The following is a 12,794-nucleotide window of genomic DNA, read 5'->3' as shown; positions in this document are numbered from 1 at the left end:
AAAACATGTCATGCCCCGGGCGGAGGCCGGACGGCCCCGCCATTTGCTCAGCCCGCACGAGGAGGAATCGATGACCCCGCTGACCCAGGCCCCCGTGACCACCATTCTTCCGGTGAAGAACATGGACCGGGCGCGCGATTTCTACCAGAACAAGCTGGGGCTCACGCCCATCGGCTTCGCGGCCGACGGCAATTACGTCTTCGCCTGCGGCGGCGAAGCCCAGATCGCGCTCATCGTCAAGCCCGAGGGCACCAGGGCCGAGCACACCGCCCTGAGCTTCGAGGTGAGGGGCATCGAGCGGGTGATCGAGCAGTTGCGCTCGAGCGGCGTGGTGTTCGAGGACTTCGACCTTCCGAATCTGAAAACCGTGGATCATCTGTGCGTGCTCGGATCGGACAAGGCGGCCTGGTTCAAGGACAGCGAAGGCAACTATCTCTGCGTGCACGAAAGCGGGTAGCGATAAGAACGTCTCAGGCGAAGATGCCGTGCAGGAACCAGTCGCCGGGCGGCGTGCGATCGCGATAGATCCAGAACATCGCGCCGTGATCGTTGCGCGCCACGAAGTAATCGCGTTGCACGTCATTGCCGTCCCACCACCCGGACTCGATGCGCTCGGGACCGTCGAGGATCGCGAGCCTGCCGTCGAGCCAGGGATGTCCAGCCTGAAGCTGCAGCCGGCGCGGCCGCGCCAGCAGCCACGCCGGCCGCGCCAGCCGGGGGGCGGGCTCGGCGCTTGCGCCGGGCTCGCTCTCGCGCCAGGCCAGCTCGGGACGTGCGTCGGGATAGAGCGAAAGCCCGTGTACCGAATCGTCGCCCAGGCGCGCGCGCAGTTTCTCCACCAGCGCGGCCCCCTCTTCGCGTAACTGCTCGCGATCTGGAAAAAAGGAAAAGTTGCGCGGCGCAAGCTGGGCGGTGTCGAGCGCTTCCAGGCCGATCGATTCGATTTTCCCCGGCAGCGGCGTGATCGACAGGCGCTCGCGCAGCAGGTTGATCAGATGCTTCGGGTCGCGGCTGGGTACCGAAAGCGCCACCAGGACGCCGGCGGTTTCGCCGTCTTCGCTGTGCAGCGCGAGTCCGATTCGGGTCGCCCCGGCGTTGCGCGCCGACAGCCAGCCGGTCATCTGCAGGACGAGCCGATGTGCGGCGAACAGCAGCGCTTCGACTTCGTCGACCGGCGCGGGCAGGACAAGGTTCTCCGAAAAGCGCGCGGGCGGCGAGAAGGGAAGCTGCGGGTCGGGCAGAACGCCGAATGCGCGGTCGAGCTGATCGAGGAGAGCTTGCCCGAAGCGGCGCGCCACGCCCTCGCGCGGCAGGCTCGCAAGCTCCCCGATCGTGCGCACGCCGATGCGCTCGAGCGAGTCGAGCATCCCGGCCTCGATCTCCAGACGTGCAACCGGGAGCCGTTGCAGGTGACCGCGGAGCGTGGCGATGTCGCGGATGGTGACCTCGAGCCCGGCGCGAGCGAGCCAGAAAGCCCCGCGCGCGGTGGGCGCGACCGCGATCACGGCATCGAAGCCCAGCTCGCCGACTGCGTGGCGGATGCGATCGCACAGCGCGTCGAGCCCGCCGAACAGCCGCAGGCTTCCGCCGATTTCCAGCAGCAGCGAACAGGGCGGGGCCAGACTGACGAAAGAAGTGAACTGGAAGGCCCAAGCCGCGATGGACTCCAGCGCATGGCGCTCCTCACGCGGATCGCGCGTCTGCACGATGATTTGCGGCGCCAGGGCATACGCTGCGGAAATCGCCATGCCCGGACGGATGCCGGCGGAGTGCGCGCGCGAATCGACGGCCACAACCGTGGCGCGGCCGCCCCCGTCCGAGATCACCAGCGGGTCACGCAGCGCGTGCGCCCGCAGGAACACTTCCAGGGGCAGGCGGGGAAAATCCAGGCACAGCCACATAGCGCGAAGCGCTCACGACGTTTTCCAGAAACAAAGGTGCGATCGGCCCGCCGCCGCGGCGCTTGAGGATTTCCACCCGCACGCCGCGCGCCTGTGCGTCCACGCGCAGGCGGTAGGGCACGGGAGAGGCACGCGGAACCGCGCCGCAGGCGGTGAAGCAGATCCCGAGCGCCGGACCGCTTTGCGCGGCGAGCTGCAGCCTGCGGATCGCCTGTTCGGTGAAGAAACCGGGCCAGCCGAGCACGGCGCTGCAGGCTCCCGACCGCAACGCCTGCTCCATCGCCCACAGCGCGTCTGCGCTCGAGCGCGCGCGGACCACCATTAGTTTTGCGAGATCGATTCCCGCGGCCGCGAGCGCGGGCGCGTAGGGGACGTACGGCGCATCGACGAAGACGATCCAGCGTTGCTTGCGGGAAAGCCGGGCGAGCGCAGGCAGGAAGAGGGACAGCTCGCCCACGCCTTCGCGCTGCGGGATCAGCTCGACCAAGCTGTCCGAGGGCCAGCCCCCGAGCTTCTCGTCGATTGCCGCGAATCCCGAAGCGATCCCGGTCGCCGGCGCGACGGACAGCTCGCCGCCGCGCCATACCGTGGCGCTGTGAAGCAGGGCATCGAGCGCGGAAGACACCCGAAAAGCTCACAACATGCCTTGGTGCTCCTGGCGGTTCGATTCCTGACTTCAACCGCAGGTGCTCATCGGCTCGTGGAGAACCTCCAGCGATTTTTCTCGTTCCATGATTTCCTCCGTTGAGTGCAAAACAAAAGCGGACCGCTGCGTTCTTTGAAGTCCGCTGGCTCGGTTTCTCAGGCGATTCTTCCGTTGCGAATCAGTCCTACCACCAGCCCCTCGATCGCAAACTGGTCGCGCCTGGGGTCTACATATATCGGTGTGAACTCGGGGTTCTCCGGCAAAAGCTGGATTTGCGAGCCCTGTCGCTTGAAGCGCTTGACCGTGACCTCGCCGTTGACGCGCGCCACCGCGATCTGGCCGGAGCGCACCTCGCGAGTGCGATGCACCGCCAGCAGATCCCCTTCGAAGATGCCGGCGTCGCGCATGCTCATTCCCCGCACCTTCAACAGATAGTCGGCACGCGGCTTGAACAACCTCGGGTCGAATTGCACCCGTCCCTGGATGTGCGCCTCCGCCAGGATCGGGCTGCCGGCGGCTACCCGTCCGATGACCGGCAGACCGACTTCTTCGGTCAGTCGGATACCGCGCGAAGCGCCCGGCAGGATTTCTACAAAGCCCTTGCGGGCCAGGGCCTTCAGGTGATCCTCGGCCGCGTTGAGGGACCGGAAACCGAGTTCCTTGGCGATCTCGGCGCGGGTCGGAGGGAATCCGCTGGACTGCAGAAAGTCCCGGATCATCTGCAGGACTTCCGCCTGCCGGGGGGTGAGTTCTTCCATCGCCTGGCCTCCTGGATTGTGTACTGTGATTATATACAGACAACGGGCTTCTGCAAGGACTTCGCGCCGGTCCGTTTTTGTGCGTGGGCAGTTTCGCGTGCACATCGCGAGTGCATGCCTGCGTCCACACGCATCGATCGAGTTCGGCGCACGCAGCCTCATTCCGGCACAACAATCTGAAATGCCTGAGAAAGAGATGCCGGGAAAACGGTGGCATGCTTGTTGCGCTCCCCCGGCGCGACACGACGGCACGAAAAAAGGAAGCGAGCCGGAGTGTCGATGCGCAGCCGCGCGGTCCATCCATTTCCTGTTACTCGAAGGGGATCAAATGAAACGCAAGGAATTCCTCAAGTCGATCCTGGCGCTCGCTCTGGGCGCAGCGGGGCTCGCCGGGGTGCCGGCTCGGGCCGCCGACACCATCAAGGTGGGCATCCTTCATTCGCTCTCCGGCACGATGGCGATCTCGGAGACGGCGCTGAAGAACACCGCGCTGATGACCATCGAGGAGATCAACGCGAAAGGCGGCGTTCTGGGCAAGAAGCTCGAGCCTGTCGTGGTCGATCCGGCTTCGAACTGGCCGCTGTTCGCCGAGAAAGCGCGACAGCTCCTCACCCAGGACAAGGTGGCGGTCGTGTTCGGCTGCTGGACGTCGGTGTCGCGCAAGTCGGTGTTGCCGGTCTTCGAAGAGCTCAACGGCCTGCTCTTCTATCCCGTGCAGTACGAAGGCGAGGAACTGTCCAGGAACGTGTTCTACACCGGCGCCGCACCCAACCAGCAGGCCATTCCCGCCGTGGAATATCTGATGAGCGAGGAGGGCGGGGGCGCCAAGCGCTGGTTCCTGCTCGGAACGGATTACGTCTATCCGCGCACGACCAACAAGATCCTGCGTGCCTTCCTCAAGTCCAAGGGCGTGGCCGAGAAGGACATCGAAGAGGTGTACACCCCGTTCGGCCACAGCGACTATCAGACCATCGTGGCCGACATCAAGAAATTCGCCGCGGGCGGCAAGACCGCGGTGGTCTCGACCATCAACGGCGACTCCAACGTGCCCTTCTACAAGGAGCTGGGCAATGCCGGGCTGAGGGCGACCGACGTGCCGGTGGTGGCGTTCTCGGTGGGCGAAGAGGAACTGCGCGGCATCGACACCAGGCCGCTGGTGGGCCATCTGGCCGCGTGGAACTACTTCATGTCGGTGAAAAATCCGGAGAACGCCCGGTTCATCAAGATGTACCGCGACTGGGCCAGGAAGAACAAGGTCCCGAACGCCGGCACGGTGGTCACCAACGACCCGATGGAAGCCACCTACGTCGGCATTCACATGTGGGCACAGGCCGTCGAAAAGGCCGGATCGACCGATGTCGACAAGGTTCGCCAGGCGATGTACGGACAGACTTTCAAGGCGCCCTCGGGCTTCGTGCTCACGATGGACAAGACCAACCACCACCTGCACAAACCGGTGATGATCGGCGAAGTGAAGGGCGATGGTCAGTTCAGCGTGGTGTGGAAGACCAAGGGTCCGATCCGTGCGCAGCCGTGGAGCCCGTTCATTCCGGGCAACGAAGGCAAGCAGAACCTGTAGTTCCAGAGCGCGACGGCGGGAAAGAGCCGCCGCGGCCTTGGACAGCGATGGTCGCAACCGGGGCCGCGGCCGCCCGGCCGCGCGGGCTTGTCGGTGTTCCACTCGGGGGGATTTCGGTGCGTAGCTTCATCGGCGCTCGCGCGGCGAGCGCCCTGGCGGGAATCGTCTTGCTGCTGTTCGCGCTGGGAGCGCGGGCGCTCGATCCCGCGCTCCTCGGCAAGCTCGCATCCGACGACCTCACGGAAAAGCTGGCGGCGATCGATGCGCTGGCGGCCTCGGGCGAAGAGGCGGCGCTCACCGTGTTGCGGGCTCTGGCCAATGGCGAGGTACACGTCACGCCGGACTCCCGCGTCCTCATCGTGGCTGACCGGGTGCTCGATGCAGTCACGCTGGAGCCGCTCGACCTCGTAGCGCAACAGTACGAGGCGGTAGTCGTCAATAACCGGATGCGGGCCAAGCTCGAATCCGCCATCGCGGCGCTGAGCCTGCTGTCGGCGGATCGCGAAGAGCGCATGGCCTCGGCCAGAGCGCTCGAAACTACCGAGGATGTTTCGCTGATCGGGCTGGTCGACCGGGCGCTGGCCAAGGAAACCGATCCCCAGATCCGCAAATCGCTGGAGCACACCAAGGCAGTGCTGGACCTGCGCAGCCACGATGCCGTTCGTCGCCTCGCGGCGGCGAGGACGTTGGCCCAAAGCAATCAGGCGCGCGTGCGCACCATGCTGCTCGCGCTGCTGGAGAAAGACGTCTCGGGAAGTCCCTTGGAGCCCGACGCTGAAGTGCGCTACGCGGCGCAGGCCGCCCTCAAGGCGCTCGAGCGCAGGCTGGCCTTTACCGATTACCTCGGACGCCTGTTCAGCGGCCTGTCGCTGGGCAGCATCTTGCTGCTGGTCGCGCTGGGGCTGGCCATCACCTATGGCCTGCTCGGGGTGATCAACATGGCGCACGGCGAGATGCTGATGATCGGGGCCTACGCCACCTATGCGACTCAGCAGATCTTCAGAATGCACTTTCCCGGATGGTTCGACTGGTACGTATTCGCCGCGATTCCAGCCGCCTTCCTGTGTGCGAGCCTCGTGGGCATGGCGCTGGAGCGCACGGTCATCCGCTGGCTTTATGGGCGGCCGCTGGAGACGCTGCTTGCGACCTGGGGCATCAGTCTGTTTCTGATCCAGGTGGTGCGGCAGCTCTTCGGCGCCCAGAACGTCGAGGTCGCCAATCCCTCCTGGCTGTCGGGCGGCGTGGAGGTTGCCGGCGTGGTCATGCCCTACAACCGCATCGCCATCATCGGCTTCTCGCTCTTCGTGTTGCTGCTGGTGGCGCTCATGCTTTCGCGCACGCGGCTCGGACTGTTCATCCGCGGGGTAACACAGAACCGGAGCATGGCTGCGTGCGTCGGGGTGCCGACCGGGCGCGTCGATCTCCTGGCCTTCGGTCTCGGATCGGGGATCGCCGGGCTGGGCGGTGTGGCGCTTTCGCAGATCGGCAACGTGGGCCCGGATCTGGGCCAGGCCTACATCATCGATTCGTTCATGGTCGTGGTGCTGGGCGGAGTGGGGCAGCTTGCCGGGACGGTCTATGCCGCTCTGGGCCTTGGCGTGCTGTCGAAGCTGATCGAACCGCATATCGGGGCGGTGCTGACCAAGATCCTGGTCCTGGTTCTGATCATCGCGTTCATCCAGAAGCGGCCGCAGGGACTGTTCGCGTTGAAGGGGCGGGTGCTTGAAGCCTGAGCCGCTGATGCTGCGCCACCTGCCGCGGCGCGAACCGCTGTTTCAGCCGGGTGCGTGGATCGCACTCGGGGTGTTCGCGCTCATCGCGCTGGGGATCGTTCCCGCGCTTCATGTGTTCGTGCCGCCGGACAGCCTGTTTCACCTGTCGGCCTACACGGTGACCCTCGCCGGCAAGATCCTGTGCTACTGCGTGGTGGCCTGCGCGATGAATCTGATCTGGGGCTATACCGGCATTCTGTCGCTGGGCCACGGCCTATTCTTCGCGCTCGGCGGCTATGCGTTCGGAATGTATCTCATGCGCCAGATCGGCCGGGAGGGCCAGTACCAGAGCGACCTCCCCGACTTCATGGTGTTCCTGGACTGGAAGGCGCTTCCCTGGTACTGGACCGGCAGCGACCGGTTCTGGTGGTGCGCGGTGCTGGTGGCGCTCGTGCCGGGCCTGCTCGCGTTCGTGTTCGGGTACTTCGCGTTCCGCTCGCGCGTCAGGGGCGTGTACTTCTCGATCATCACGCAGGCGCTCACGTTCGCCTTCATGCTGTTGTTTTTCCGAAACGACACCGGGTTCGGCGGCAACAACGGGTTCACCGACTTCAAGCGCATCCTCGGATTTCCGATCACGGCGCCGTCCACGCGGGCCGTGCTGTTCGCCCTGAGCGCGGCTGCCCTGATCGGTGCGATCGCGCTGACGCGCTATCTGGTGCGCTCGAAAGTGGGGCGGGTGCTGACTGCGATCCGCGACTCGGAATCGCGGCTCATGTTCTCGGGCTACAACCCGCTCTGGTACAAGCTGTTCGTCTGGACGCTCTCCGCCGTGATGTGCGGGATTGCGGGCGCGCTTTACGTGCCCCAGGTAGGGATCATCAATCCGGGCGAGATGTCGCCGGCCAACTCGATCGAGATCGCGGTCTGGGTGGCGGTCGGCGGCCGCGGCACTTTGCTTGGACCGGTACTGGGCGCTTCGGCGGTCAACGGCGCGAAAAGCTTTTTCACCCAGTCGTTTCCAGAGTACTGGCTGTTCTTCCTCGGGCTGCTCTTCATCTTGGTTACGCTGTTCATGCCGCGCGGGCTGGTCGGGCTGGCGTCCGCGCTGCGGACACAACGCAGATGAGTCCGTCCGTCGGCCAGGAAGTCAACCCCAGCGGAACGGCGGCAATCGGCCATGTCGTGCGCGAAGGTGTGGATCTTTCGCATGGACCGATCCTGTATCTGGACGACGTCAGCGTCAGCTTCGACGGTTTCAAGGCCCTCGACGCGCTCACCCTGACGGTCGAGGCGGGGGAACTGCGCTGCGTGATCGGTCCCAACGGCGCCGGCAAGACCACCATGATGGACGTGATCACGGGCAAGACACGACCCGATTCAGGCACCGTTTTCTTCGGGCAGTCGATCGATCTGACGCGGCTGACCGAAGCCGAGATCGCACATGCCGGGATCGGGCGCAAGTTCCAGAAGCCCACGGTGTTCGAGAACCACACGGTGTTCGAGAACCTGGAGCTGGCCATGAAGACCGACAAGCGGGTCCGTGCCAGCCTGCGCGCCAGGCTGAGCGGCGAGGCGCTCGATCGCATCGGCGAGACGCTGCACCGGATCGACCTGTTCGAGGAAGCCGACCGTCCGGCCGGCGCCCTGTCTCACGGCCAGAAGCAATGGCTGGAGATCGGGATGCTGCTGATGCAGGAGCCGCAACTTCTGCTGCTCGACGAGCCGGTCGCGGGCATGACCGATGAAGAGACCGAGCGCACCGCGGAGCTCTTTCTCGCGCTCGCCGGAGAACGTTCGCTCGTCGTGGTCGAGCACGACATGCAGTTCATCGCCAAGATCGCGCGCAAGGTGACCGTGCTGCACGAAGGCAGCGTGATCGCCGAAGGGCCGATGAGCGCGATTCAGAACGATCCGAGGGTGATCGAGGTGTACCTTGGGCGGTGAAAAAAGGGAGGAGCGGCGCACGGCGCGCGCCTGCTGCCTTTGCCCCGCTTACGGAGGAGCGGGTCGGGGTGAGGGCGACTCTTGCCTTTCCCCTCCGCCCTTTTTCCGCTTTTGGCTCGCCCTTGTCACTGTGTAACGCAGATGCTCGCCGTCACCCACCTCAACCAGTACTACGGCGGCAGCCACATCCTGCGCAACGTCGCCTTCGACGCTCCCGCGGGCAAGGTGACCGCGCTGCTCGGCCGCAATGGCGTGGGCAAGACGACGCTGCTCAAGACGCTCATGGGTCTCGTTCCGGCGCGAACCGGCAGCATCCGATTCGGCGATCGAGATCTGACGCATGCACCGCCGCACGAGCGGGTGCGCGCCGGCATCGGCTACGTGCCCCAAGGCCGCGAGATCTTTCCCCGACTCACCGTGGAAGAAAACCTGCGAATGGGTCTCGCCACGCGACCGCCCGGCGCCAAAATCCCCGAGCGCATTTTCGAGATGTTCCCGGTACTGAAGCAGATGCTGCGCCGGCGCGGCGGCGATCTCTCAGGCGGCCAACAACAACAGCTCGCGATCGGCCGCGCGCTCGCGATGGAGCCGAAGCTCTTGATCCTCGACGAGCCGACCGAAGGCATCCAGCCGTCAATCATCAAGGAGATCGAGCGCGTCATTCGCGCGCTCGCGGCAAGCGGCGAGATGGCGATCCTGCTGGTCGAGCAGTACTACGACTTCGCGCGCTCGCTCGCTGATCAGTATCTGGTGATGGAGCGCGGCGAAATCATCATGCGCGGTGCCGGCGCCGAAATGGCGGCGCACGGCGTGCGCGAGCGACTTGCCGTGTGAGCGCCGTGCATGCCAAACGCCGTTTTCCGGGCACCGTCATGGCTGCTCCCGCGGCCACCGGTTGGCGCGCGCGCCTCGACGCGAGTTTCGTCGCGCGCGGCCCGCGCACGGTGCCGGCGCGGCGCGCGCACGAAGGCCCGCTACGGCTGCAGCGCATGCTCTACCCCGAGGGCGAGCGTGTCTGCCACGCCATCGTGGTCCATCCGCCGGGCGGAGTGGCCGGCGGCGACGCGCTCGACATCGCGATCGCAGCGCAGCGCGGTGCGCACGTGCTTCTCACCACGCCCGGAGCTGCCAAGTGGTATCGCAGCGGCGGCGCAACCGCCTGCCAACGCGTGCGGCTCGACGCTCGCGACAGTGCAATCATCGAATGGCTGCCGCAGGAGAGCATCGTCTTCGATCGCGCGCAAGCCCGTTGGACGGTCGCAGCGAGCGCCGCCGGCGACGCGGCGATTGTCGGGCTCGACGTCGTCATGTTGGGTCGGGCGGCGCGCGGCGAACGCTTCGCGCACGGCGAAATCGCGATGCAGGCGCGATTTGCGCGGGCGGACCGGCCGGCCTTCGTCGAGCAATGGCGGCTCGCGGGCGACGACGCGCGGCTCACGGGCCCGCAAGGTCTGGGTTGCGCACCGTGCTTCGGTACGCTCTGGGCACTGGCCGATCCGGCGCGGCTCGGACCGGTGTTGGACGCCGTGCGCGACGCGCTGGACGGAGACGGGACCGCCGCCACGCTGCTCCCCACCGGCGTGCTGCTCGTGCGCGCGGTGGGTGAAGGGCCCGAAGCGGTGCGGCGGACGCTCGAACGGGCGTGGAGCGCGTTACGGCCGCGCTTGCTGGGCGTGCCGGCGAGCCGGCCGCGAATCTGGAGCACATGAAGGAGGCGCATCCGTGGAGCTGACGCCACGCGAGAAAGACAAGCTGCTCGTGTTCACCGCTGCGCTCCTCGCCGAGCGGCGCAAGGCGCGCGGTCTGAAGCTCAACTATCCGGAATCGGTCGCCTACATCACCGCCGCGATCATGGAAGGCGCGCGCGACGGCAAGACGGTTGCCGAGCTGATGCAGTTCGGCACCACGCTGCTCCGGCGCGAAGATGTCATGGAAGGCGTCCCGGAGCTGATTCCGGAAATCCAAGTCGAGGCGACGTTTCCCGACGGCACCAAGCTGGTCACCGTCCATCAACCGATCGCATGAGGCCACAACCAATGAGAACGACCCGCCTTTTTACCGGCACTGCCAGGTTGCATGTGATCGGCTATCGCGCGGGCGTGGCGGCGAACCGCCACAGCGTCCGTTGGCCGCTCTGGGCGGGCACCTCGCTCGGCGCCTTCGGTGCGTTCTTGTTCATGGGCGTTTGAATGATTCCCGGCGAACTCCTTCCCGCCGACGGCGAGCTCGTGCTGAACGCCGGGCGGCGCACGATCGAGCTGGTGGTCGAGAACACCGGCGACCGGCCGATCCAAGTCGGCTCGCACTATCACTTCTACGAGACGAACGCCGCGCTGCGGTTCGATCGGGAGCGCGCGCGCGGCTTCCGGTTGAACATTCCTGCCGGCACGGCGGTGCGCTTCGAGCCGGGCCAGTCACGCACCGTCGAGCTCGTCGCGCTCGCCGGTGAGTGCAAGGTCTACGGCTTCCAAGGCAAAGTCATGGGGGCGCTATGACGGCGAAGATCGCGCGGCGCGCGTATGCGGAGATGTTCGGCCCGACGACCGGCGATCGCGTGCGGCTGGCCGACACCGCGCTGGTCGTCGAAGTGGAGAAGGACCACACGATCTACGGCGAGGAAGTGAAGTTCGGCGGCGGCAAAGTGGTTCGCGACGGCATGGGACAGAGCCAGCGCGCCGCCGCCGCTTGCGCCGACACCGTGATCACCAATGCGCTCATCATCGATTGGTGGGGCATCGTCAAAGCCGACATCGGCATCAAGGCGGGCCGCATCAGCGGCATCGGCAAAGCCGGCAATCCCGACATTCAGCCGGGCGTCACCATCGTGATCGGGCCGGCGACCGAGGTCATCGCCGGCGAAGGCGCGATCGTCACCGCCGGCGGCATCGACTCGCACATCCATTTCATCTGCCCGCAGCAAGTCGAAGAAGCGTTGATGTCGGGCATCACCACGATGCTTGGCGGCGGCACCGGGCCGGCGACCGGTACCAACGCCACCACCTGCACGCCGGGGCCATTCCATATCGAGCGCATGCTGCAAGCGGCCGAAGGCCTGCCGATCAATCTCGGCTTCCTGGGCAAAGGCAATGCGAGCCTGCCGGAAGGCTTGCGCGAGCAGATCGCCGCGGGCGCGATCGGCCTCAAGCTGCACGAAGACTGGGGCACCACGCCGGCGGCGATCGATTGCTGCCTGAGCGTCGCCGAGCAGACCGATACGCAAGTCGCGATCCACACCGACACGCTGAACGAATCGGGATTCGTCGAAGCGACGATCGCGGCATTCAAAGGCCGTACGATCCACACGTTCCACACCGAAGGCGCGGGCGGCGGCCACGCGCCGGACATCATCAAAGTGTGCGGCGAGCCGAACGTGCTGCCTTCGTCGACCAATCCGACGCGGCCCTACACGGTGAACACGCTGGACGAGCATCTCGACATGCTGATGGTGTGCCATCACCTCGATCCGTCGATCGCCGAGGACGTGGCGTTCGCCGAAAGCCGGATCCGGCGCGAGACCATCGCCGCCGAAGACATCCTGCACGACCTCGGCGCGATCTCGATGATGTCTTCCGATTCGCAGGCGATGGGCCGCGTCGGCGAAGTGATCTGCCGCACCTGGCAAACCGCGCACAAAATGAAGACGCAGCGCGGCGCGCTCGCCGGCGACGGCGCACGCAACGACAACTTCCGCATCAAGCGCTACATCGCGAAGTACACGATCAATCCGGCGCGGGCGCACGGCATGGCGCACGTCGTCGGCTCGGTGGAACTCGGCAAATGGGCCGACCTCGTGCTGTGGAAGCCGGCGTTCTTCGGCGTCAAGCCTGCGCTGGTGCTGAAGGGCGGCGTCATCGCCGCCGCGGCGATGGGCGACCCGAACGCTTCGATCCCGACCCCGCAGCCCGTGCACTACCGGCCGATGTTCGGCGCGTTTGGCGGCGCGCTCGCGCAGTCGTGCATCACCTTCGTGTCGCAGCAGGCTGCCGCGGCCGACGTCGCGGGGCGATATCGGCTCGCGCGGCGCATCGAAGCGGTGCGCGGCTGCCGCAATGTGCGCAAGCACGACATGGTGCACAACGATGCCAGGCCGAAAATCGAAGTCGACCCCGAGACGTACGAAGTCCGTGCCGACGGGCAGCTTCTTACCTGCGAGCCGGCGCGCGAGCTGCCGCTCGCGCAGCGCTACTTCCTGTTCTGACGATGCGCGTCGGGCGTGTGCTGCCGCACGGTACCGAAGCGCCGCCGGGCGCG

14 protein-coding genes are annotated in these 12,794 nt (G+C 66.2%); 11 read left to right on the top strand and 3 right to left on the bottom strand.

The window, feature by feature from the left end; all coding sequences use genetic code 11:
- The first annotated feature begins 70 nt into the window (after positions 1 to 70).
- Entirely contained in the window at positions 71 to 457 is a 387-nt protein-coding gene (locus tag VNM24_01040) for a VOC family protein (GenBank protein ID HWQ37184.1), read from the top strand.
- Between the two features lie 13 nt (positions 458 to 470).
- Here the strand turns inward: VNM24_01040 and VNM24_01035 are convergent, their stop codons facing one another.
- From VNM24_01035 to lexA, 3 genes are all read right to left on the bottom strand, one after another.
- Positions 471 to 1,901, bottom strand: coding sequence for a DNA polymerase Y family protein (locus tag VNM24_01035; protein HWQ37183.1), 1,431 nt, complete (start codon positions 1,899 to 1,901; stop codon positions 471 to 473).
- Positions 1,834 to 2,526, bottom strand: a complete 693-nt coding sequence (gene imuA, locus VNM24_01030; protein HWQ37182.1) for a translesion DNA synthesis-associated protein ImuA — start codon at positions 2,524 to 2,526, stop codon at positions 1,834 to 1,836. The genes VNM24_01035 and imuA overlap by 68 nt, the downstream gene beginning before the upstream one ends.
- A gap of 176 nt (positions 2,527 to 2,702) precedes the next feature.
- Complete coding sequence (gene lexA / locus VNM24_01025; GenBank protein HWQ37181.1) at positions 2,703 to 3,305, bottom strand: transcriptional repressor LexA; 603 nt, start codon at positions 3,303 to 3,305, stop codon at positions 2,703 to 2,705.
- A 328-nt stretch (positions 3,306 to 3,633) separates the two neighbouring features.
- On the opposite strand from lexA, the gene urtA reads away from it, so the two are divergent.
- The 10 genes from urtA (at position 3,634) to ureC (ending at position 12,741) form a co-directional block, all read left to right on the top strand.
- A complete protein-coding gene (urtA, locus tag VNM24_01020) occupies positions 3,634 to 4,884 on the top strand; it encodes an urea ABC transporter substrate-binding protein (protein HWQ37180.1) in 1,251 nt (416 codons plus the stop codon).
- A gap of 116 nt (positions 4,885 to 5,000) precedes the next feature.
- Positions 5,001 to 6,617, top strand: a complete 1,617-nt coding sequence (urtB, locus tag VNM24_01015; protein HWQ37179.1) for an urea ABC transporter permease subunit UrtB — start codon at positions 5,001 to 5,003, stop codon at positions 6,615 to 6,617.
- A 7-nt stretch (positions 6,618 to 6,624) separates the two neighbouring features.
- On the top strand, positions 6,625 to 7,725 hold the full coding sequence (gene urtC / locus VNM24_01010; protein ID HWQ37178.1) for an urea ABC transporter permease subunit UrtC: 1,101 nt from the start codon (positions 6,625 to 6,627) through the stop codon (positions 7,723 to 7,725).
- Positions 7,722 to 8,543 (top strand): urea ABC transporter ATP-binding protein UrtD, encoded by an 822-nt coding sequence (gene urtD, locus VNM24_01005; GenBank protein HWQ37177.1) that lies wholly within the window; start codon positions 7,722 to 7,724, stop codon positions 8,541 to 8,543. Before urtC ends, urtD begins: the two co-directional genes overlap by 4 nt.
- A gap of 141 nt (positions 8,544 to 8,684) precedes the next feature.
- Positions 8,685 to 9,377 (top strand): urea ABC transporter ATP-binding subunit UrtE, encoded by a 693-nt coding sequence (urtE, locus tag VNM24_01000; protein ID HWQ37176.1) that lies wholly within the window; start codon positions 8,685 to 8,687, stop codon positions 9,375 to 9,377.
- Between the two features lie 38 nt (positions 9,378 to 9,415).
- Positions 9,416 to 10,252, top strand: coding sequence for an urease accessory protein UreD (locus VNM24_00995; GenBank protein HWQ37175.1), 837 nt, complete (start codon positions 9,416 to 9,418; stop codon positions 10,250 to 10,252).
- 13 nt (positions 10,253 to 10,265) lie between these two features.
- Complete coding sequence (gene ureA, locus VNM24_00990; GenBank protein HWQ37174.1) at positions 10,266 to 10,568, top strand: urease subunit gamma; 303 nt, start codon at positions 10,266 to 10,268, stop codon at positions 10,566 to 10,568.
- Between the two features lie 11 nt (positions 10,569 to 10,579).
- The gene (locus VNM24_00985; GenBank protein ID HWQ37173.1) at positions 10,580 to 10,732 is read left to right on the top strand and encodes a hypothetical protein; all 153 of its coding nucleotides are present in this window, start codon (positions 10,580 to 10,582) and stop codon (positions 10,730 to 10,732) included.
- Complete coding sequence (locus tag VNM24_00980; GenBank protein HWQ37172.1) at positions 10,733 to 11,038, top strand: urease subunit beta; 306 nt, start codon at positions 10,733 to 10,735, stop codon at positions 11,036 to 11,038.
- Positions 11,035 to 12,741 (top strand): urease subunit alpha, encoded by a 1,707-nt coding sequence (gene ureC / locus VNM24_00975; GenBank protein ID HWQ37171.1) that lies wholly within the window; start codon positions 11,035 to 11,037, stop codon positions 12,739 to 12,741. The genes VNM24_00980 and ureC overlap by 4 nt, the downstream gene beginning before the upstream one ends.
- Positions 12,742 to 12,794: the final 53 nt, after the last annotated feature.

The organism is Burkholderiales bacterium (genome assembly GCA_035560005.1).
Lineage (GTDB): Bacteria > Pseudomonadota > Gammaproteobacteria > Burkholderiales > Eutrophovitaceae > DASRFY01.
This window is presented reverse-complemented; position numbering and strand designations above follow the sequence as displayed.

Excerpts from the sequence above, each read along its gene's own strand:
- VNM24_01040 (HWQ37184.1), top strand. The coding sequence starts at position 71 with ATGACCCCGCTGACCCAGGCCCCCGTGACCACCATTCTTCCGGTGAAG.
- VNM24_01035 (HWQ37183.1), bottom strand. The coding sequence starts at position 1,901 with ATGTGGCTGTGCCTGGATTTTCCCCGCCTGCCCCTGGAAGTGTTCCTG.
- lexA (HWQ37181.1), bottom strand. The coding sequence starts at position 3,305 with ATGGAAGAACTCACCCCCCGGCAGGCGGAAGTCCTGCAGATGATCCGG.
- urtA (HWQ37180.1), top strand. The coding sequence starts at position 3,634 with ATGAAACGCAAGGAATTCCTCAAGTCGATCCTGGCGCTCGCTCTGGGC.
- urtC (HWQ37178.1), top strand. The coding sequence starts at position 6,625 with ATGCTGCGCCACCTGCCGCGGCGCGAACCGCTGTTTCAGCCGGGTGCG.
- urtD (HWQ37177.1), top strand. The coding sequence starts at position 7,722 with ATGAGTCCGTCCGTCGGCCAGGAAGTCAACCCCAGCGGAACGGCGGCA.
- urtE (HWQ37176.1), top strand. The coding sequence starts at position 8,685 with ATGCTCGCCGTCACCCACCTCAACCAGTACTACGGCGGCAGCCACATC.
- VNM24_00995 (HWQ37175.1), top strand. The coding sequence starts at position 9,416 with ATGGCTGCTCCCGCGGCCACCGGTTGGCGCGCGCGCCTCGACGCGAGT.
- VNM24_00985 (HWQ37173.1), top strand. The coding sequence starts at position 10,580 with ATGAGAACGACCCGCCTTTTTACCGGCACTGCCAGGTTGCATGTGATC.
- VNM24_00980 (HWQ37172.1), top strand. The coding sequence starts at position 10,733 with ATGATTCCCGGCGAACTCCTTCCCGCCGACGGCGAGCTCGTGCTGAAC.
- ureC (HWQ37171.1), top strand. The coding sequence starts at position 11,035 with ATGACGGCGAAGATCGCGCGGCGCGCGTATGCGGAGATGTTCGGCCCG.